Here is a 19580-nt window from a genome sequence, read left to right on the forward strand (position 1 = left end):
AGTGTCCTCGCTCAGGGAGACCGGCCACGGGGCGGCCTCGCGCGAGGAGGGGGAGCGGGCGGCGCCGAGCGTGCCGGCATGGCGCCGCTCGCTGCGTCCGTATCTGCTGATCGTGCCCGCGCTGCTGCTGACCGGGGGCATCCTCTACCCCTTCGGGCTGGGCCTGTACTACACGGTGTTCGACTTCGCGGCGAGCAAGCCCGTGCCGGATGTGGTCGGCCTGGAGAACTACCGGCGGATCTTCACGCAGCCGGCCTTCTGGGACTCGGCCCGCGTCACCCTGCTGTACGCGGTGGGCGCCGCGGCCGTCGAGACCGTGCTCGGGGTCGGCGTCGCCCTGCTGCTGCACCGCTCCACCCTGGTGGGCCGGATCCTGGAGAAGATCCTGATCCTGCCGCTGATGATCGCGCCCGTGATCGCGGCGATCATGTGGAAGCTGATGCTCCAGCCGTCCGTCGGAGTCGTCAACCATCTGCTGAAGCCGTTCGGACTCGGCGGGGTGCAGTGGACCGACACCCCCACCGGTGCCCTGCTCACCTCGATCGCGGTGGACGCGTGGGTGTACACCCCGTTCGTGGCGATCCTGGCCCTGGCCGGGCTGCGCTCGCTGCCCACGTCACCGTTCGAGGCGGCCGCCGTGGACGGAGCGAACTGGTGGTTCACCTTCCGCAAGCTGACCCTGCCCATGCTGTGGCCGTATGTGCTGGTCGCGGTGATCTTCCGGTTCATGGACTCGCTGAAGGTCTTCGACATCATCTACGCGCTCACCGAGGGCGGCCCCGGCGACTCGACCGTGGTGCTGCAGATCCGCGCGTACCTGGAGGCGATCCGCTTCCAGCGCTACTCCTTCGGGATCAGCTACACGATCGTGCTGTGGGCCGTGGTGTACCTGGCCGCCATGGTGCTCGTGCGCTACCTCGGCCGTATCAACAACCGTGCGGCGGAGGTGCCCCGATGACCGCAGGACCGGGGACGGTGAAACGCCGGCTGATCGCCGTCGCGGCCGACGGCGCGCTGATCCTCTACTTCGTCTTCGCGCTGTTCCCGGTCGCCTGGATGGTGATCCTCTCGCTGAAGCCGGCCGAGCAGCTGTTCAGCACGTACTTCTCCTTCACGCCGACACTGGAGTCGTACCGCACGGTGCTGGGCGCCGGCGACGACCAGGGCGTGCCGTTCGTACGGTTCTTCCTCAACAGCCTGGTCGTGTCGCTGGGGGCGGTGCTGCTGTCGCTGGCGATCGGGCTGCCCGCCGCGTACGCCGCCGCCCGCTGGCGCTTCCGGGGCTCGGAGAACCTGATGTTCACGCTGCTGTCGTTCCGGTTCGCGCCCGAACTGACGGTGATCATCCCGCTGTTCGTGCTCTACCAGCAGCTCGGGCTCTTCGACACCTACCTCGGCATGGTGTGGGTGCTCCAGCTCGTCACCCTGCCGCTGATCGTGTGGATCATGCGCTCGTACTTCTTTGACCTGTCGCCGGAGCTGGAGCAGGCGGCACTGCTGGACGGCTACACCCGCAAGCGGGCCTTCTTCACCGTGGCGCTGCCCCTGGTGAAGCCGGGCATCGCGGCCGTGTCGCTGCTCGCGTTCATCTTCGCCTGGAACAACTTCGTCTTCCCGCTCATCCTCACCTCCTCCGACGCGCAGACCGTGACCGTGGGCGCGCTGTCGTTCCTCGGCGGCGACCGGCCCAAGTACAACCTCACCGCGGCCGCCGCCCTCGTCTCCGTCGTCCCGCCGCTGCTGCTGGCCCTCACGATCCAGCGGTATCTGGTGCGCGGCCTGTCCTTCGGGGCGGTGAAGTCATGACGGCGGCCATCACGCTGCGAGGCGTCACCAAGACCTTCGGGCGGACCACCGCGCTCGACGGGATCGAACTGGAGGTGGCCGAGGGCGAGTTCTTCTGTCTGCTCGGGCCGTCCGGCGCGGGCAAGACGACCACCCTCAAGACGATCGCGGGCCTGGAGCAGCCCGCCGCGGGCACGATCGAGCTCGACGGCGAGGACATGACGGGCGTGGAGCCGTACGACCGGGGCGTGGCCATGTGCTTCGAGTCGTACGCCCTCTATCCACACCGCTCGGCATATGACAATCTCGCCTCCCCGCTCCGCTCGCCGCGCCACCGCCTCCCCGCACGTCAGGCGCGCGAGCGGATCGGCGAGATCGCCGGCCTGCTCGGCATCGACGCCCTGCTGGACCGGCCCGTGGGCGAACTGTCCAACGGGCAGCGCCAGCGGGTGGCGCTGGGGCGGGTGCTGGTGCGGCCCGCCCGTGCGTTCCTGCTCGACGAACCGCTGTCCCACCTGGACGCCAAACTGCGCCAGGCGATGCGCGCCGAGCTCAAGGCGATCGGCGCGGTCCGCCACACCACCACGCTGTACGTCACCCACGACTCGGTGGAGGCACTGGCGCTGGGCGACCGGATCGGGGTGATCAGGGACGGGCGGATCGTGCAGACGGGCACCCGTGAGGAGATCTGGCACCGGCCTCACGACACCTTCGTGGCACGGTTGTTCGGCCGGCCGCGGATCAACCTGCTGCCGGGGACGGCAGGCGAGGACGGGACGTTCCGGCTGCGGGACGGCGACTGCCAGGGCGCTCCCCGGGTGGCCGCGGCGCCCGGCACACCCGTGCAGCTGGGGGTGCGGCCACGGGATCTCACGCTCGGCGGCCAAGCGGGCTGCGTGCTGACGGGGACCGTCTACGTCACCGAGGCACTCGGCCGGGCCGTCGAGGTGACCGTCCGCGTCGGCGGCCGGCACGTCTCGCTCGTGGTCCCGCGCGCCGAGGCCGCTGACTTGCGTCCCGACGATCCTGTCCGGCTGACCGCCCGGCCTGAGAACCTGCTGCTGTTCGAGGCCGACGGGCCGCAGGGACCAGGACGAAGGATCGAAGGAACCACCTCATGAGCACCCCAGCGCAGCGCGGCCCCGCACTCCGGCAGACCGCGATAGCCGAGTACGTCCTCGCCCAGGGCGAAGCGGCCGCGGCCGAGCTCGCCGAACGGTTCGAGGTCAGCCTGATGACCATCCACCGCGACCTGGACGAGCTGGAGAGGCAGGGCATCGTGCGCAAGTTCCGCGGCGGGGTGACCGCGCAGCCGTCCGGTGTGTTCGAGTCGAACGTCGCCTACCGGCTCAAGACCATGCGGCGGGAGAAGGCGGCCGTGGCGGCCCGCGCGCTCACCCTCGTCGAACCGGGCATGGCCGTCATGCTCGACGACTCCACCTCCACGCTGGAGATCGCCCGCCGGCTCTCCCCGATCACTCCGCTGACGGTCGTCACCAACTTCCTCGAGGCCCTGACCCTGCTGTCGGTCGAGCGCGGCATCCATCTGATGGCGCTCGGCGGCGACTACGACCCGCTGCACTCCTCCTTCCTCGGCGTCTCGTGCGTGGAGGCGGTCCAGTCGCTTCAGGTCGACATCTGCTTCACCTCCACCTCCGCCGTCTCCGGGGGCTTCGCCTACCACCAGGAGCAGCACATCGTGTCCGTGAAGCGGGCGATGCTCGATTCGGCGGCCAGGAACGTCCTGCTGCTCGACCACTCCAAGCTGGGCCGGGTGGCGCTGCACCGCCTCGCCCCGCTCTCCCGCTTCGACCTGGTGCTCGTCGACGACGGCGCACCGGCCGACGCGCTGCGCGAACTCGACGAGCACAAGGTCCCCTACCAGGTCTGCGAGGTCGGCGGTGACTGAACGGGAGGTGGGCGGGTGACCGAACTGGCCCTGCACGAGCTGCGCAAGACGTACGCAGTCCGGGGGCGGTCCGCCGTGGAGGCCGTGCGCGGGATCGACCTGCGGCTGGCGTCCGGCGAGCTGCTCGGGCTGCTCGGCCCGTCCGGCTGCGGCAAGTCCACGACGCTGCGGATGATCGCGGGACTGGAGCAGGTCACGGGCGGCGACATCCGCATCGACGGCACCTCCGTGGTGGGCCTGCCGGCGCAGCGCCGCAACATCGGCGTCGCCTTCGAGAACTACGCGCTCTACCCGCCGCTGACCGTCGCCGAGAACCTCGCGTTCGGGCTGGCGGCCCGGCGCCGTGCCACCCGCCCCGAGATCGCGCGGCGGGTGGCGGCCATGGCCGAGCGGATCGGAATCTCCGGCCTGCTCGACGCCCGCCCCGCCGGGCTCTCCAGCGGCCAGAAGCAGCGGGTCGCGCTCGCCCGGGCGCTGATCCGCGAACCCGACGTCCTGCTGCTGGACGAGCCGCTGTCCCACCTGGACGCGGGCCAGCGCGACACGACGCGCCGTGAGCTCAAACGAATCCAGAGGGATCTGGGGCACACGACGATCCTGGTCACACACGACCAGGAGGAGGCGCTGTCGTTGGCCGACCGGATCGCGGTGATGAAGGACGGGGTGATCCAGCAGCTCGGCACCCCGCACGAGATCTACGACGCGCCGGCGAACCTCTTCGTCGCCGACTTCGTCGGGGAGCCCGCGATGAACCTGCTGCCGGGCACCGTCGAGGACGGCGGCCTGCTGCGGCTGTCCCCCACCGTCCGCGTGCCGCTGCCCGCGCCGCTCCCGGCCGGCCGCCGCGTCGTGCTCGGGGTGCGCCCCGAGGACCTGCGGCTGACGGACATCGGCGTACGGGCCACGGTCAGCGCCCATGAACCGCTCCTGGAGGCGGGAATCACCACCCTCGCCCTGGAGGGTGTGGAGCGCCCGCTGGTCGTGCAGACCGCACCCGATGTGCGCCCGGAACGCGGCGCGGCCGTCCACGTCGCCGCAGACGCCGAGCTCACACATGTCTTCGACGCCGAGACGGGAGACGCCCTGCGATGAAGATCCTGGCCGCCGGTGACCTGTTCGTCCGCAACGCCCTCATCGCGGCGGCGCTGCACCACAACCTCACCGGCCACCCCTTCGACCTGACCGAACTGTCCCTGCCCTGGCCGCTGGAGCCGTTCGGGAAGGTGAGCGAGGTCGACGAGGCGAGCGACGCCGAGGACGCGCTGATCGAGGCGCTCGACGGCGTCGAGGTGTGCGTGACCCAGATGGCCCCCTTCACGGAGCGGGTCCTCGCCGCGGCACCCGCGCTGCGCCTGATCGCCGTCTGCCGCGGCGGGCCGGTGAACGTGAACGCCGAGGCGGCGCGGGCCCGCGGCGTGCGCGTCTGCTTCGCGCCGGGCCGCAATGCGGCGGCCACGGCCGAGTTCACGATCGGGCTGATGCTCTCCGCGCTGCGCCGCATCCCCGAGGCGCACCACTCCCTCGCCCGCGAGGGCCGCTGGGACGCCTCGTACTACACCTACGAGCGCTGCGGGCCCGAGCTGGAGGACACCCCCGTCGGGCTCGTCGGGTACGGCGCGGTCGGCAGCCGGGTCGCCCGGGTGCTGTGCGCGTTCGGCGCCGAGGTGGAGGTGTACGACCCGTATGTGCGCGGCGACGTGCACGGGATGCGCGCGGTCTCGCTGGACGCGCTGCTCACCCGCTCGCGTGTGCTCACCCTGCACGCCCGGCTCACCCCCGAGACCCGGAGGCTGATCGGGGCACGCGAACTGGCGCTGATGCCGAAGGGATCGGTCCTGGTGAACGCGGCCCGCGGCGGCCTGCTCGACACCGATGCCCTGTGCGACGCCATGGACAGCGGCCACCTGGCCGCCGCAGCACTGGACACCTACGAGCAGGAGCCGCCCGCGCCCGGTTCGCGGCTGCTGAACACGCCGAACCTGGTGCTCACCCCGCATCTGGGCGGAGCGAGCCGGGCCGTGGCGCGCAAGGCGGCGGCGATCGCGGCCGCGGAGGTGGCGCGCCACGTCCGCGGTGAACCGCTCGCGCACGCACTGACCTGACACCCGAGCCGAGGAGGCTGCGGAAATGGCGATGTTCATCGGCATCGATGTGGGCACGTCCGTGGTGAAGGCCGCGGCCTTCGACGCGAGCGGGACGGCGCTGGCCGTCGAGTCCCGCCCCGTGGCCCTGGACATCCGCGGCGGCCATGTCGAACAGGACATGGACGAGGTGTACGACGCGGTCGTCGACGTGCTGGGGGCGCTGACGGCACGGGGCGAGCCGGTCGCGCTGGTCGGGCTCACCGGGCAGGGCGACGGTGTGTGGCTGGTCGACGAGGACGGCAGGCCGGTGCGGCCGGCCATCTCCTGGATGGACGGCCGGGCCCATGAACTGGTCGGCGAATGGCTCGCGTCCGGTGTCTTCGAGTCGGTGTTCCGGCGCACCGGCAGCGCCATGTTCCCCGGCTGCCCGGGCCCGGTGCTGGCCTGGCTGGAGCAGCACGAGCCGCAGTCCCTGGACGCGGCGAGCACCGCCCTGTACTGCAAGGACATGGTCTTCCAGCGGCTGACGGGGCTGCGCGCGACCGATGTGTCGGACGCGTCGATGCCCTTCCTCGATCCGCACACCCGTACGTACGCGGCAGACATCGTCGAGGCCCTCGGGCTGTCCCACCGCAGCGGCCTGCTCCCCCCGGTCGCCGACCCCCTCGCCACCGGCACGCTCCCCTCCGGCACACCCATCGCCAACGGCCCCTACGATCTGGCGGCCTGCGCCCTCGGAGCTGGGGTCACCGCACCCGGCGACGGTCTGCTGATCGTCGGCACCTGCCTGGCGTCGCTGGTCGCCACCCGGGACGTCGACCTCGCCGGCGAGCCCGCCGGCCTGTACATCTCGACCGACCGGCCCGGCGACTTCCTGCGCGCCATGCCGGCGATGGTAGGCACGGCCGCGCTGGACTGGGTGCTCACCACCACCGGCGTACGCCACACCGAGGTGGACCCCCTGCTTGCCGACACCCCGCCCGGCGCGCACGGGGTGCGGGTCCTGCCCTACTTCGCGCCCTCCGGGGAACGCGCGCCGTTCGTCGAGCCCCGGCTGCGCGCCGAACTGTCCGGCGTCAGCCTGGAGTCGACGAAGGCGGACCTGATCCGCGCCACCTGCGAGGGCATCGCCTTCGCCGCCCGCCACTGCCTGGACGCCGCCGGGCTCACCGGCACGCTCGCGATCTGCGGCGGCGGCAGCCGCTCCCCCGCCTGGATGCGCCTGTTCGCTGACGTCCTCGGGCGCGAACTGCGCATCGTGGAGGGTGAGGTGGGTGCCAGGGGCGCGGTCCTGGCGTCCGCTGCACGGCACGGCGTGGAGCTGGACGTGGCGTACTGGACGGCCCCGACGGCCGTGGTCACGCCGGACGCGGGACGTGCCGCGTACTACGCCGAGGCGTACGACGAGCACCTCGACCGGCTGACGGCGGCCCGGGCCCGCGCGCGTCGCACCTGAGCGGTCATGAGGCGGCCACCTCGCTGCCGCCCCGGCGCAACCTCGTGTGATCGGCGTGTGCCCGGCGCCCCCATTCGTGACCGAGCAGCTCTCAGACGCGTACACCTTTCGTGCGGAGAACCAGTTCCTGCCGGCGCAACTGCGCCGGGGGACGGACCCTGACGGCTTCGGCGACGCCTTCGCCGAGTACGTCCTGCACTACGGGCTCGGCGTCGACGCCGTCGTCACCGACTTCCCCGATCTCGCGGTCGTCGCCCGGCGCGAACACCTGGCGCGGGCACGGCCGTAGGACCAGGTGCTGATCACGACCGACCCTTCTGCTGTTAATGTGCAGTTGCACTTGATTCGCAATAAGCAGTTGGCAGTCGGAGGGACCGGACCATGGCCACTTACACGCTTCCTGAACTTCCGTACGACTACGCGGCGCTCGAACCGGTCATCAGCCCGCAGATCGTCGAGCTGCATCACGACAAGCACCACGCGGCGTACGTGAAGGGTGCGAACGACACGCTGGAGCAGTTGGAGGAGGCCCGCGACAAGGAGGCGTGGGGCGCGATCAACGGTCTGGAGAAGAACCTCGCGTTCCACCTCTCCGGCCACATCCTGCACAGCATCTACTGGCACAACATGACGGGCGAGGGCGGCGGGGAGCCGCTGGAGAAGGACGGCGTGGGCGAGCTCGCGGACGCGATCGCCGAGTCCTTCGGCTCGTTCGTCAAGTTCACGGCGCAGATGACGAAGGCGTCCGCGACCACCCAGGGTTCCGGCTGGGGCGTGCTGGCCTACGAGCCGGTCAGCGGCCGGCTGATCGTCGAGCAGGTCTACGACCACCAGGGCAACGTCGGTCAGGGCACCGTGCCGATCCTCGTCTTCGACGCCTGGGAACACGCCTTCTACCTGCAGTACAAGAACCAGAAGGTCGACTTCATCGACGCCATGTGGCAGGTCGTGAACTGGCAGGACGTGGCGAAGCGTTACGCGCAGGCCAAGGAGCGCACCCCGCTGATCGCTCCGTGATCCGGCGGTGAGGAGATCCTGCTCGTGATCGTCTTCTCAACCTTCACCGGGCAGGCGGAAGAAGGACGGCCCCCGCGTGGGCGACCCTCCCAGGCGCAGCTCTGGGGGAGTGACTCGCGGGGGCCGTCTTCCGTTCCCGGGGCTCAGTCGAAGATCGGCCCCTGTGTGCGGGTCCGCTTGATCTCGTAGAAGCCCGGAATCGACGCGACCATCAGCGTGCCGTCCCACAGCCGGGCGGCCTCCTCGCCCTTGGGCGCGGGGGTGACCACCGGACCGAAGAAGGCGATCTGCTCGCCGTCGGAGCCGGGCACCGCGATGACCGGCGTGCCGACGTCCTGCCCGACCTTGTCGATTCCCTCCTTGTGGGAGGCCCGCAGCTCGGTGTCATAGGTGTCTTTGTCCGCGTAGTCGGCGAGGGACGCGGGCAGGCCGACCTCCTCCAGGGCCTCGACGACCGCCTCGCGGACGGGCCCGCGGCCCTCGTTGTGGAAGCGGGTGCCGAGCGCGGTGTACAGCGGACCGAGCACCTCGTCACCGTGCTCCTGCGCGGCGGCGGCGACGACCCGCACCGGGCCCCATGCCTGGGTGGCGAGCATCTCCCGGTACTCCTCGGGGAGCTCGTCCAGCTTGTTCTCGTTCAGCACCGCGAGGCTCATCACATGCCAGCGGACCTCGACGTCGCGGACCTTCTCGACCTCCAGCATCCAGCGGGAGGTCATCCAGGCCCAGGGGCACAGGGGGTCGAACCAGAAGTCGGCTGGCGTCTTGCCGTTGTCGGACATGTCACTCCTTGCGAAGGGCGGCACCCTGCCTGCCTCGCAGGGGAAACGCGACCCGCCCGCGAGGGATTCCCCCGTACCGGCTGCCAGGACCACATGGGAGGATCACTGCTGTTCGAACGAGACACGAAGGAGTGCCCGTGCCCGGTGAGAATCTGTCCCGCGACGAGGCCCGCGCCCGGGCCGAGCTGCTGTCCGTCGACGGGTACGACGTCGCCCTCGACGTACGGTCCGCGGCCGGGGACGCCGAGGAGGGGGCCGGGCCGCGCACATTCCGCTCGGTGACCACGATCCGCTTCCGTGCCGCCGAGCCGGGCGCGCCGACCTTCGTCGACCTGATCGCCCCGTCCGTGAGCAGCATCACGCTCAACGGCCGGGAGCTCGATCCCGCCGCGGCGTTCGACGGGTCCCGGATCGCGCTCGACTCCGTGGCCCCCGAGAACGTGCTCGTCGTGGACGCGCAGTGCGCGTACAGCCGCACCGGCGAGGGGCTGCACCGCTTCGTCGACCCCGAGGACGGCGAGGTCTACCTCTACACGCAGTACGAACCGGCCGACGCGCGCCGGGTCTTCGCGAACTTCGAGCAGCCCGACCTCAAGGCCCCGTTCCGCTTCGAGGTGACCGCGCCCGAGGGCTGGACCGTGTGGAGCAACCGGGAGGGCGCACGCGCCGAGGACGGGGTGTGGCGCTTCGCCGAGACGCGGCCGATCTCGACGTACATCACGGCCGTCGTCGCCGGCCCGTACCACTACGAGACGGATCTGTACGAGCGGGAGCTCACGGACGGCACCATGCTGCGGATCCCGCTGGGCGCGATGTGCCGCAAGGGTCTGGCCAGGCACTTCGACGCCGACGACATCTTCCTGGTCACCAAGCAGGGTCTGGACTTCTTCCACGACCACTTCGACTACCCGTACCCGTTCGGGAAGTACGACCAGGCCTTCGTGCCCGAGTACAACATCGGCGCGATGGAGAACCCGGGCTGTGTGACCTTCCGTGAGGAATTCGTCTTCCGCGGCCGGGTGACGCAGGCGTCGTACGAGCGCCGGGCGAACGTGATCCTCCACGAAATGGCGCACATGTGGTTCGGCGACCTGGTCACCATGCAGTGGTGGGACGACCTGTGGCTCAAGGAGTCCTTCGCGGACTTCATGGGCTCGTTCTCGATGGTGGAGGCCACCCGGTTCACGAGTGGCTGGGTCACCTTCGCCAACAACCGCAAGGCCTGGGCGTACCGCGCCGACCAGCTGCCGTCCACGCACCCGATCACAGCCGACATCCGTGACCTGGAGGACGCCAAGCTCAACTTCGACGGCATCACGTACGCCAAGGGCGCCTCGGTGCTGAAGCAGCTGGTGGCGTACGTGGGGCGGGAGGCGTTCCTGGAGGGCGCGCGGCGCTACTTCAAGCGCCATGCGTACGGCAACACCCGCCTCGGCGACCTGCTCTCGGTGCTTCAGGAGACCTCCGGGCGGGACATGAAGGAGTGGTCGCGCTCCTGGCTGGAGACGTCGGGTGTCAACTCGCTGACGCCGCAGGCCGTGTACGACGCGAGCGGCAGGATCGCCGAGCTCGCGATCGCCCAGGACGGCGACACCCTCCGCCCGCACCGGGTGGCCGTCGGCCTGTACCGGGTGGAGGACACCAAGCTCGTGCGGTACGCGCGCGCCGAAGTGGACGTCGCCGGGGCGCGCACGGTGGTGCCCGAGCTGGCGGGTGCGCAGCGGCCGTCGCTCGTTCTCGTCAACGACGAGGACCTGACGTACTGCAAGGTCCGCTTCGACGAGGACTCGCTCGCGACCCTGCGGGCGCACCTGGGCGACATCGACGATCCTTTGGCGCGGGCGCTGGCCTGGTCGGCGCTGTGGAACCTGACGCGGGACGCGCAGTTGCCGGCGCGGGACTTCATGGACCTGGTGCTGCGGTTCGCGGGGCGCGAGTCGGACATCGGTGTGCTGCAGATGCTGCACGCGTGGGCCCGCTCCGCGCTGGTGAACTACGCGGCGCCGGCATGGCGCGAGGAAGGCGGCCGGCTGCTGGCCGAGGGCGCGCTCGCGGAGCTGCGGCGCGCGGAGCCGGGCAGCCAGCACCAGCTGACGTGGGCACGGTTCTTCGCATCGGTCGCGGCACGTGAGGCGGACTTCCGGCTGCTGTCCGGACTGCTGGACGGTACGGCGAAGATCGACGGCCTCGACGTGGACCAGGAGCTGCGCTGGGCGTTCCTGGAGCCGCTGGCCGCGCACGGCCGGGCGGACGAGTCGGCGATCGCGGCGGAGCTGGCGCGGGACGACACGGCTTCGGGCAAGCGGCACGAGGTGCGCTGCCTCGCGGCACGGCCGTCCGCGGCGGTGAAGGCCCAGGCGTGGGCGGCGGTGGTGGAGTCGGACGCACTGTCCAACGCACTGGTGGACGCGACGATCGCGGGCTTCGTCCAGCCGTCACAGCGTGATCTTGTGGTGCCGTACGCCCCGAAGTACTTCGAGGCGATCGAGCGGCTCTGGTCGGAGCGGTCGATCCAGATCGGGATGGACGTGGTGCGCGGCCTGTACCCGTCGCTCCAGGACTCACCGGAGACGCTCTCGGCGACGGACGAGTGGCTGGCCGCACACGAGTCGGCGGCGCCAGCGCTGCGGCGGCTGGTGCTCGAGGCCCGCGACGACCTGGCTCGGGCACTGCGCGCGCAGGAGCGGGACGGCGCGTGAGGGTCGGCGCCGGGCCTTCACCGTTCCGGCGCCGCCCCTGCGGACCGCCGCACGGGCTTGTCCCCCCCCACGCCGCCCCTTCCCGTGACCGTGGGCTCCGCCCCCCGGACCCTCCCCCTACGCCCTGCGGGCGTAGGGGGAGCCCAGCGCCTCAATCGCCGACGGGCTGGATCCAGCCCGTCCGGGCCCGGGCGGAACCCGGCGGAACCGCCGGACTGTTGGATCAGGTCGCGCCGGGGGCGGGCGGGGAGGTCGGCGGTGACGACGCCGGAGCCGACGCAGCCGCCGGCCCAGCCGACGTCGGTGGACGCCAGTGGACGCCGGTGGACCTCGGTGGACCTCGGTGGACGTCGGGCGAAGCCCAGGGGGAGTTCGAGGACACCGCCCGAAGGGCGGTACGGGGTCTGGGGCGAAGCCCCAGTTCGGAAGGGGCGGGGCGGAGAGAGGCCGCCGCGCAGCGGCACCCACCCGTGCCCCCCATCGGAACTCGAACGCGCGTACTTTAGTGCGGCCTTGTCCCGAAATGCCGACGAGCTTGTAACAGCGGTTAGCCCACCGCACACCCAGGGGCATTCCCTCGGCATGGAACAGTGCGACACTCCCCTCCCCCTCCTCCCCCGCCGCCTCACCCGGTTCGTCGTCTCCGGGGCCGAGTTGCGCGCCCAGGGTGTGACTCCGGCGCGTGCCGCCCAGCAGTGCCGGGCCGGTGGGCCCTGGCAGGTGCTGCTGCCCGGGGTGTACCTCCTGCGGTCCGGGCCCGCGACCGGTGACGAGCGGCTGCGCGCCGCGCTCCTGTACGCCGGGCGGCCCGTGGTCCCGGCCCAGCGGACTCAGACGGTGCGCCACGGCGAGGCGATGGTCACCGGGCTCGCCGCCCTCTCGCTGCACGGGTTCTCCGGTGCCCCCTCGCTGACCTCTCTCGATGTGATCGACGTGCTCGTGCCCCGTACGCGGCGGCTGCGGTCCACCGGGTACGTCCGGGTGGTGCGCGGGCATGTGCTGCCGGAGGCCGAGGAGGTCACCGGCGTGCCGGTCGCTCCCGTGGCGCGCGCCCTCGCCGATGCCGTCGGCCGGCTCACCGACGACCCGCAGCGGGTCCGGCTGCTGCTCACGGAGGCCGTTCGCGGCGGCCACTGCGAACCTGCCGCTGTCGTACGGGAGTTGAATGACGCACGGCTGCTGAACCTGCCCCACGTCGTGGCCGCCGTCGACGCACTGCTCGCCGAGTGCCGCTCGCTGTCCGAGGGCCGGCTGTACGAGCTGGTGCGCGGCCACCACCTGTCCGAGCCGCTGTGGAACGTGGATCTGCGGTTGCCCGGCGGCCCCCACCTGGGCGGGGTCGACGCGTACTGGCCCGATCAGGCCGTCGCCGTCGAACTGGACACCCGCGTCCCCCGGCACGACGAGGACGCCCTGGGGTCGGAGTACGCCCGCAAGCGTGACGTTCTCGAAGGCCTGGGCATCACCGTCGTGCACATCACGCCCCGTAAGCTGCGGGAGTCGCCCGAGCAGCAGGCGGTCGTGGTGCGTACGGCCCTGATGGCCGCTGCGGACCGGGAGCCGGCGGCCTATGTGGTGGTGCTGCCGCGCTGAAGGACATGACCGAGCGCCCGCCGGGAGCGCCACCGTCCGAGTCCTCTGTCGACCAGGGTGACCCGGTCGAGTCCCGGTACCACGTCCAGGGAATGCCATACGGCCGGACCGGTCGACCCATGTGTCTCGGACCGCAGTTCACCACCCGTGACGCGGCCCTCGTAGACGATCCGCACTCCCTGGAAGTCCGCGAACGCGCCGAGTCGGCGCGGGTGGCGGCGCATCGAGTCGATACCGGGCAGGGCGGTCTCTCCGCCGCGTAGCCGGCCTCTCCCCCGGACTCCGGCCGGGAGGCACCCCCACCTCGCCATCGCGGACCCCGCGTCCAGGGGCCCTCTCCGTGCTCCATGCCGCCGCCGGGCAGCGCCCACTTCCTGGTGCCGTCGGCCGCCGCCCAGCCAGGCGGCAGGATCCGTTCATCCCGTATGCAGACGGCGTACGCGGTGACCTCAGCTCCCAGTTCGTCCGGTGAGGCCATCGGCGGCCCCGGTGCGGACGGGTGGGTTCGCCGGGGAGTACTCGGGCTCGGACCAGCGCAGCGGTGAGGCCGCCTCGGCGTGTACGACACCGGACACGGTGAACCGGACGGTGCGGCCGCCGCCCGGCGTGTGCTCGGTGCGGGCCGTGCCGGTGAGCTGGAGCGTGGTACCGGTGGTCCAGTCGAACAGGAGAAGTCCGGCGTGCGGGTCGCGCTCCAGATTGCCGAGGGTCAGGAACATCGCGTTGCCGGGATAGTCCTGCCAGCTCAGTTCGGTGGGCGAGGAGACATGGAGGAAGCCGGGGTTGCCGCCCCGGTGGCTGGCGTCGGCGCCGTCCGGTGTGCCGGTGGCGACGAAGAAGGTGTCGGCGGCGCGGACGAAGGCCGTCTGGTCGGGGTCGAGGCGTTCGCCGCGCCGCACGGCCCCGGTCGCGGGTGTCTCGGGCCCGGTCTCGCACAGCCCTCTTTTCTGGAGGTACTTGGGGCAGTTGGCGAAGACCCTTTCGGTCTCGACGAGCAGTCCGCGGGCGGACGGGCGGACCGTGCCGCCCATCCGCATCCGGCGCCGGGTGCGCGGGTCCAGCGCGATGGCCCCGGCCGCCACGGGACCGCCGGCCAGTGTCTCCGCGAGCGGATCATGCTCGGGCACGTTCGCGGCGATCGAGACGGAGTGCGCTCCCGTGGCCCGCAGGAACCCGGGCCGTCCGGTGAGCAGCGAGGCCCACCTACGGCCCGCCGCGTCGGCGGCCCCGAGCACGAGCATGGGCTGGAGGCCGAGGAAGGCCGCGGCGACCGGTTTGATGCCGGAGCCGATCGAGCGGCCGACGTGGGCGGCCTGCTCCGCGACGCCGACGCGGTGCTGCACGGCGAGTGAGCCGTGGTGGTAAGGGCTCGGTGCGAGGTCCATGGGAGTCAGCTCCTGGCGGGGCAGCCGCGGACGGCTAGAAGAAACCGCAGGTGGGCGCTGCGGCGCTGGGGGCGGGCGACTCCTCGGCGCCGGAAGGCGCGTAGATCTCCAGGCGGGTGCCGTCGGGGTCGTGGAAGAAGATGCCGCCGGACGCCGCGCCTTCCCGGTGCGCAACGACGCCGTCGTAGGCGAAGTCGACCCCGAGGCCCTTCAGGCGCGTCTCGGCCGCCCGGACCTCGTCGATGGACGCGGCCTCGAAGGCGAGGTGGTGCAGTCCGGCGCGGGTGGTTTCGAAGGCGGAGCCGGCCTGCTGCCACAGGGTGAGGGCGAGGGTGCCGTCGCGGCCGAGGAAGGCGAAGCGCCGGCCGTCCTCCTTGCCCTCGCCGAGGACTTCGAAGCCGAGTGCGTCGGCGTAGAAGGGGAGGGAACGGCCGAGGTCGGTCACGTTCAGGCCGACGTGGCCGACTGCGAGTGCGCTGGTGGACGTCATGGAAGACCTCTCTGCGTCGTGCGGCCCCGCCTCAGTGGCTAACCGCTCACATGCAACTTAACGGTTAGGCGCGAGCAGCGCAACCGGCAACGTACCCTTGAGGGGTTAGTCGCAACGGAGCGAAGGAAGTCCTATGCCCGCCGCCGATCCCCGCCCCCTTCTCGGCGAGCCGATCTCGCTCGACCTCCTCAACACCCGCTGGGTGCACGACGGCGAGCTGGAGGACCTGCTCAAGGACACCGCCGGCCTGGGGATCTGGCTGCGGACGAACGGCCTCGCCGACCGGTTCGCCGCCGACGCGGCCACGCTGGAGAACACCCGTGCCGCCCGGGACGCCCTGGCGGCACTGATCGACCGCACGGACGACGCCGCCGCCGCCCGCGTCGACGCCGTCCTCGCGCACGGCCGCATTCGCGCCACACTGACGGACGAAGGGCCCGGCGAGGAGGCGGAGTTCGCCGACCCGGCGTGGGGCCCCGGCTGGCTCGCCGCCCGCGGCCACCTCGACCTGCTGCGCACCGCGCCCGACCGGATCCGCGCCTGCGCGCACGACGCCTGCGTCCTGCACTTCTTCGACACCTCGCGCAACGGCACCCGCCGCTGGTGCTCCATGAGCCTGTGCGGCAACCGCGCGAAGGCGTCCCGCCACTACGCGCGGACCCGCGAGCAGTAACGCACACCCGCGAAGGGCGACTCGCACCCGCGAACACAGTCGGCCCGCGAGCGGCGAATCGCGGGCGCCGGCGACCGATTCGGCCGCCGTGGCGTATGCATCGCACTGGCGGATCTCCGCCATGACGGCATCATCCCTGGGTCAAGTCTCCACAAACCTCTGTCATTTACGAAAGGCTGAGCGGTCATCCGGTACCGAATTCCGGACCCTCTCTTTCACCAACAGGGATGCAGATGACCCCCCAGTCCCAGAGCTCGAGTCCAGAACGCTCCGTACCCGGCCACAGACGCGCGGCGCGCGTGGCGGCAGCCGCCTCGCTGGTGGCCGCGCTGGCCGCCGCCGGCATCGTTCCGGCCGTGGCCTCGGCCCCCGCCGACGACCCCGCCGCCACCAAGGGCCTCAAGACCGCGGCGTCCGATGCGCACAAGCTCGGTGCGGCCGACGCCGACCTGCTCGCCGAGGCCGACGCCAGCGGCGCAAAGAACGTGACCGTCATGGTCGCCACCGCCCCCGGGGCGACCGAGCAGGTCGCCGGCCAGCTGGCCGCGGTCGAGGGTGCCGTCGTCGGCAGAATCTTCGACAATCTCGGCTATGTGCGCGCGACGCTGCCCACCGAGAAGGCCGAGAGCGCGCTGAAGGCGGCGGCCAAGCTCTCCAGCGTCCACGGCATCGACCTCAAGCACGAGATCGAGCTGGACGACCCGACGCCGGGCGCGGACACCACCAGGGCCGCGCGGACCGCCGGTGCGCAGTCCGCCACGTACCCGGCGCCCGGCAGGCACACGCCCGCGAAGAACCCGTACAACCCGTCCTTCGAGACCGGCGCGGTGGACTTCGTCGAGGACAACCCGAAGGCCGACGGCCGCGGGGTGACCATCGGCATCCTCGACTCCGGTGTCGACGTCGCCCACCCGGCGCTGCAGAAGACCACCACCGGCGAGCGCAAGATCGTCGACTGGGTGACGGCGACCGACCCGGTGTCCGACGGCGACGGCACCTGGCTGCGGATGAACACGGACGTGACCGGTCCGACGTTCACGGCCGGCGGCCGCACCTTCACCGCTCCGGCCGGTTCCTTCAAGTACCGCGCGTTCGCGGAAGCCGCCACCACGGGCGGCGACATGAACGGCGACCTCAACCGGGACGGTGACACCACCGACGTCTGGGGAGTGCTCTACGACGCGGGCACCCGCACCGCCCGGGTGGACCTCGACAACGACGCCGACTTCACCGATGAAACGGTGATGAAGCCCTACAAGAACGGCTTCCAGGTCGGCTACTTCGGCACGGACGACCCGGCGACCGACGTCGTCGAGCGCATCCCGTTCGTGATCGAGGTCCGCAAGGACGTCGTCTACAACGCCGCGGGCGCAAAGTCCGACTACGTCAGCATCGGCGTCATCGAGGGCTCGCACGGCACCCACGTCGCCGGCATCACCGCCGCCAACAGCCTCTTCGGCGGCCGGATGAACGGCGCCGCGCCCGGCGCCAAGCTGGTCTCCTCGCGCGCCTGCACCTGGAGCGGCGGCTGCACCAACATCGCGCTCACCGAAGGCATGGCCGACCTGGTCATCAACCGCGGTGTGGACATCGTCAACATGTCGATAGGCGGCCTGCCCGCGCTGAACGACGGCAACAACGCCCGGGCCGAGCTCTACGGCAGGCTCATCGACGCCTACGGTGTCCAGCTGGTCATCTCGGCCGGCAACAGCGGCCCCGGCGTGAACACGATCGGTGACCCGGCCCTGGCCGACAAGGTCATCAGCGTCGGAGCCTCGATCTCCAAGGACACGTGGGCGGCGAACTACGGCTCCGCCGTGGAGAAGAAGTACGCCATGCTGCCCTTCTCCTCCCGCGGCCCGCGCGAGGACGGCGGCTTCGTGCCGACCGTCACCGCGCCCGGCGCGTCCATCAACACCACACAGACCTGGGCGCCCGGCGGCCCGGTCAAGGAGGCCGGTTACGAGCTCCCGGCCGGCTACTCGATGCTGCAGGGCACCTCGATGTCCTCGCCGCAGACGGCGGGCGCGGCCGCGCTGCTGCTCTCCGCGGCCAAGCAGCGGGGCATCGAGCTGACCCCGGCGAAGCTGCGGACCGCGCTCGTCAGCACGGCCGACCACATCCGCGGGGTCCAGGCGCACGAGGAAGGCGCCGGCCGGATCAACATCGTGGACGCCTGGGAGGCCGTCGAGGACGGCGCCACCGCCCACGAGTACCAGGTCAAGGCCCCGGTCGACACCGCGATCGACTTCGCGCTCAAGGAGCCGGGCTTCGGCGCCGGCCTGTACGACCGCGAGGGTGGGGCGACCGTCGGCAAGAAGAAGACCTATGAGATCACCGTCACCCGGACCACCGGGCCGGATCGTCCCGTGTACCACGAGCTGCACTTCGAGAACAACGACGGCACCTTCCGGATCGTCGGTGACGACGAGGTCAGGCTCCCGCTGAACCAGCCGGTCACCGTCGAGGTCGCCGCCACGCCGCGTTCCGCCGGCGTGCGCAGCGCGATCCTGGAGGTCGACGACCCGCGCACCGAGGGCATCGACAAGCAGGTGCTCACCACCGTGGTCGCCGCGCAGGAGCTCGCCAGGCCGTCGTACGCGGTCTCGGCGTGGGACTCGGTGCAGCGCAACAGCCACCGGTCGTACTTCGTCACGGTCCCCGAGGGCGCGAAGAGCCTCGAGGTCGCCCTGGGCGGTCTCGCGGCGGGCAGCCAGACCCGCTTCATCGCGATCCACCCCTACGGCGTCCCCTCGGACCCGACGTCGACGGTGAACTGCTACCCGAACTACGCCAACCCCACCAACACCTGCCGTCCCGACCTGCGGTCCTACGCGGACCCGCAGCCGGGTGTCTGGGAGATCGAGGTCGAGTCGCGCCGCACGTCGCCGCTGCTGGCCAACCCGTACAAGCTGGACGTCGCCGTGCTCGGAGCCTCCTTCGACCCGGCCGTCCAGGTACTGCCCGAGGCGAAGACCGGCACCCCGGCCGCGGTGCGCTGGGACGTGACCAACGGCTTCGCCGCCATCGACGGCAAGCTCGTGGGCGGCTCACTCGGCTCCTCGAAGGTCACCGAGCCGACGATCGCCCACCACGAGAAGCAGACGACCACGGTCGTCGTCGGCGAGGGCGTCGAACGCCTCGACGTCGTGATCGGCAACGTCTCCGACAAGTCCGCCGACCTGGACCTGGCGGTCAAGAGGGACGGTGTGACGGTCGGCTCGTCCGCGGACGGCGACTCGGAGGAGGCCGTCAGCCTCGTGAAGCCGGCTGCCGGTACGTACACCATCGAGGTCGACGGCTACTCGGTCCCGGCCGGGAGCACCACGTACGACTACCGCGATGTGTACTTCGCGCCCTCGCTCGGCGAGGTCAGGGTCGGCGCGGAGCCGGTCCGGCTTGCAAATGGCGCAACGGTGCAGGTCAGCGCCGAGGTGCTGGTGAACGGCGCGGCGCCCGAGGGACGGCAGTTCTTCGGTGAGGTTCGGCTGCTGAATGCTCGCGGCACCGCCGCGGGCACCGGCAGTGTCGTGATCGGGAAGGTCGCGCCGTAGCGGGTGCGACGCAGGTGGAGGGCGGGCGCCCGGGGGGTGCCCGCCCTTCCCCATGTCCCGAATGTGTCCCGTTCCTCGGACAACCGATTGGACAAGGCGACCGGGGACATACGCATCATGGAGCGGCATCCCATGCCGCAGATGGTGCACAAA

General features: G+C 71.4%; 16 protein-coding genes and 1 pseudogene. 13 read left to right on the forward strand and 4 right to left on the reverse strand.

Going from position 1 to position 19580, the window contains the following annotated elements:
* Position 1 precedes the first annotated feature (1 nt).
* From J7E88_RS24410 to J7E88_RS24450, 9 genes and pseudogenes are all read left to right on the forward strand, one after another.
* A complete protein-coding gene (locus tag J7E88_RS24410; RefSeq protein WP_215184573.1) occupies positions 2 to 958 on the forward strand; it encodes a carbohydrate ABC transporter permease in 957 nt (318 codons plus the stop codon).
* A complete protein-coding gene (locus J7E88_RS24415; protein ID WP_215184575.1) occupies positions 955 to 1806 on the forward strand; it encodes a carbohydrate ABC transporter permease in 852 nt (283 codons plus the stop codon). The genes J7E88_RS24410 and J7E88_RS24415 overlap by 4 nt, the downstream gene beginning before the upstream one ends.
* Positions 1803 to 2906 carry an ABC transporter ATP-binding protein gene (locus J7E88_RS24420; RefSeq protein ID WP_215184577.1) on the forward strand — a complete coding sequence of 368 codons (1104 nt, stop codon included), beginning with the start codon at positions 1803 to 1805 and terminating at the stop codon, positions 2904 to 2906. Before J7E88_RS24415 ends, J7E88_RS24420 begins: the two co-directional genes overlap by 4 nt.
* The gene (locus J7E88_RS24425; RefSeq protein WP_215184579.1) at positions 2903 to 3694 is read left to right on the forward strand and encodes a DeoR/GlpR family DNA-binding transcription regulator; all 792 of its coding nucleotides are present in this window, start codon (positions 2903 to 2905) and stop codon (positions 3692 to 3694) included. The genes J7E88_RS24420 and J7E88_RS24425 overlap by 4 nt, the downstream gene beginning before the upstream one ends.
* A 15-nt stretch (positions 3695 to 3709) precedes the next feature.
* Positions 3710 to 4786, forward strand: a complete 1077-nt coding sequence (locus J7E88_RS24430) for an ABC transporter ATP-binding protein (protein WP_215184581.1) — start codon at positions 3710 to 3712, stop codon at positions 4784 to 4786.
* Complete coding sequence (locus J7E88_RS24435) at positions 4783 to 5796, forward strand: 2-hydroxyacid dehydrogenase (RefSeq protein WP_215184582.1); 1014 nt, start codon at positions 4783 to 4785, stop codon at positions 5794 to 5796. Before J7E88_RS24430 ends, J7E88_RS24435 begins: the two co-directional genes overlap by 4 nt.
* A gap of 31 nt (positions 5797 to 5827) precedes the next feature.
* Positions 5828 to 7234, forward strand: coding sequence for an FGGY-family carbohydrate kinase (locus J7E88_RS24440; RefSeq protein WP_215184736.1), 1407 nt, complete (start codon positions 5828 to 5830; stop codon positions 7232 to 7234).
* Between the two features lie 97 nt (positions 7235 to 7331).
* Positions 7332 to 7523, forward strand: a pseudogene (locus J7E88_RS24445) (hypothetical protein); the annotation flags it as partial.
* Between the two features lie 92 nt (positions 7524 to 7615).
* On the forward strand, positions 7616 to 8251 hold the full coding sequence (locus J7E88_RS24450) for a superoxide dismutase (RefSeq protein ID WP_215184584.1): 636 nt from the start codon (positions 7616 to 7618) through the stop codon (positions 8249 to 8251).
* A 143-nt stretch (positions 8252 to 8394) separates the two neighbouring features.
* Here the strand turns inward: J7E88_RS24450 and J7E88_RS24455 are convergent, their stop codons facing one another.
* Positions 8395 to 9033 (reverse strand): DsbA family protein, encoded by a 639-nt coding sequence (locus tag J7E88_RS24455; RefSeq protein ID WP_215184586.1) that lies wholly within the window; start codon positions 9031 to 9033, stop codon positions 8395 to 8397.
* Positions 9034 to 9170: 137 nt separating this feature from the next.
* Between J7E88_RS24455 and pepN the strand changes: the two genes are divergently transcribed.
* Positions 9171 to 11732, forward strand: a complete 2562-nt coding sequence (gene pepN / locus J7E88_RS24460) for an aminopeptidase N (protein WP_215184588.1) — start codon at positions 9171 to 9173, stop codon at positions 11730 to 11732.
* 582 nt (positions 11733 to 12314) lie between these two features.
* A complete protein-coding gene (locus J7E88_RS24465; RefSeq protein ID WP_215184589.1) occupies positions 12315 to 13325 on the forward strand; it encodes a hypothetical protein in 1011 nt (336 codons plus the stop codon).
* Here the strand turns inward: J7E88_RS24465 and J7E88_RS37125 are convergent.
* The 3 genes from J7E88_RS37125 to J7E88_RS24480 form a co-directional block, all read right to left on the reverse strand.
* On the reverse strand, positions 13301 to 13549 hold the full coding sequence (locus J7E88_RS37125) for a hypothetical protein (RefSeq protein WP_308307589.1): 249 nt from the start codon (positions 13547 to 13549) through the stop codon (positions 13301 to 13303). The genes J7E88_RS24465 and J7E88_RS37125 overlap by 25 nt on opposite strands.
* A 225-nt stretch (positions 13550 to 13774) precedes the next feature.
* Entirely contained in the window at positions 13775 to 14710 is a 936-nt protein-coding gene (locus J7E88_RS24475; RefSeq protein WP_215184591.1) for a pyridoxamine 5'-phosphate oxidase family protein, read from the reverse strand.
* Positions 14711 to 14744: 34 nt separating this feature from the next.
* Entirely contained in the window at positions 14745 to 15200 is a 456-nt protein-coding gene (locus tag J7E88_RS24480) for a VOC family protein (protein WP_215184593.1), read from the reverse strand.
* Between the two features lie 133 nt (positions 15201 to 15333).
* On the opposite strand from J7E88_RS24480, the gene J7E88_RS24485 reads away from it, so the two are divergent.
* A complete protein-coding gene (locus tag J7E88_RS24485; RefSeq protein ID WP_215184595.1) occupies positions 15334 to 15873 on the forward strand; it encodes a CGNR zinc finger domain-containing protein in 540 nt (179 codons plus the stop codon).
* Positions 15874 to 16100: 227 nt separating this feature from the next.
* Entirely contained in the window at positions 16101 to 19427 is a 3327-nt protein-coding gene (locus J7E88_RS24490; protein WP_215184597.1) for a S8 family serine peptidase, read from the forward strand.
* Positions 19428 to 19580 lie beyond the last annotated feature (153 nt).

It is taken from the genome of Streptomyces sp. ISL-10, from assembly GCF_018614575.1.
Classification (GTDB): domain Bacteria; phylum Actinomycetota; class Actinomycetes; order Streptomycetales; family Streptomycetaceae; genus Streptomyces.

Excerpts from the sequence above, each read along its gene's own strand:
- J7E88_RS24455 (WP_215184586.1), bottom strand. The coding sequence starts at position 9,033 with ATGTCCGACAACGGCAAGACGCCAGCCGACTTCTGGTTCGACCCCCTG.
- J7E88_RS24485 (WP_215184595.1), top strand. The coding sequence starts at position 15,334 with ATGCCCGCCGCCGATCCCCGCCCCCTTCTCGGCGAGCCGATCTCGCTC.
- J7E88_RS37125 (WP_308307589.1), bottom strand. The coding sequence starts at position 13,549 with ATGCGCCGCCACCCGCGCCGACTCGGCGCGTTCGCGGACTTCCAGGGA.
- J7E88_RS24490 (WP_215184597.1), top strand. The coding sequence starts at position 16,101 with ATGCAGATGACCCCCCAGTCCCAGAGCTCGAGTCCAGAACGCTCCGTA.
- J7E88_RS24450 (WP_215184584.1), top strand. The coding sequence starts at position 7,616 with ATGGCCACTTACACGCTTCCTGAACTTCCGTACGACTACGCGGCGCTC.
- J7E88_RS24420 (WP_215184577.1), top strand. The coding sequence starts at position 1,803 with ATGACGGCGGCCATCACGCTGCGAGGCGTCACCAAGACCTTCGGGCGG.
- J7E88_RS24425 (WP_215184579.1), top strand. The coding sequence starts at position 2,903 with ATGAGCACCCCAGCGCAGCGCGGCCCCGCACTCCGGCAGACCGCGATA.
- J7E88_RS24440 (WP_215184736.1), top strand. The coding sequence starts at position 5,828 with ATGTTCATCGGCATCGATGTGGGCACGTCCGTGGTGAAGGCCGCGGCC.
- J7E88_RS24480 (WP_215184593.1), bottom strand. The coding sequence starts at position 15,200 with ATGACGTCCACCAGCGCACTCGCAGTCGGCCACGTCGGCCTGAACGTG.
- J7E88_RS24435 (WP_215184582.1), top strand. The coding sequence starts at position 4,783 with ATGAAGATCCTGGCCGCCGGTGACCTGTTCGTCCGCAACGCCCTCATC.
- J7E88_RS24415 (WP_215184575.1), top strand. The coding sequence starts at position 955 with ATGACCGCAGGACCGGGGACGGTGAAACGCCGGCTGATCGCCGTCGCG.
- J7E88_RS24465 (WP_215184589.1), top strand. The coding sequence starts at position 12,315 with ATGGAACAGTGCGACACTCCCCTCCCCCTCCTCCCCCGCCGCCTCACC.
- J7E88_RS24475 (WP_215184591.1), bottom strand. The coding sequence starts at position 14,710 with ATGGACCTCGCACCGAGCCCTTACCACCACGGCTCACTCGCCGTGCAG.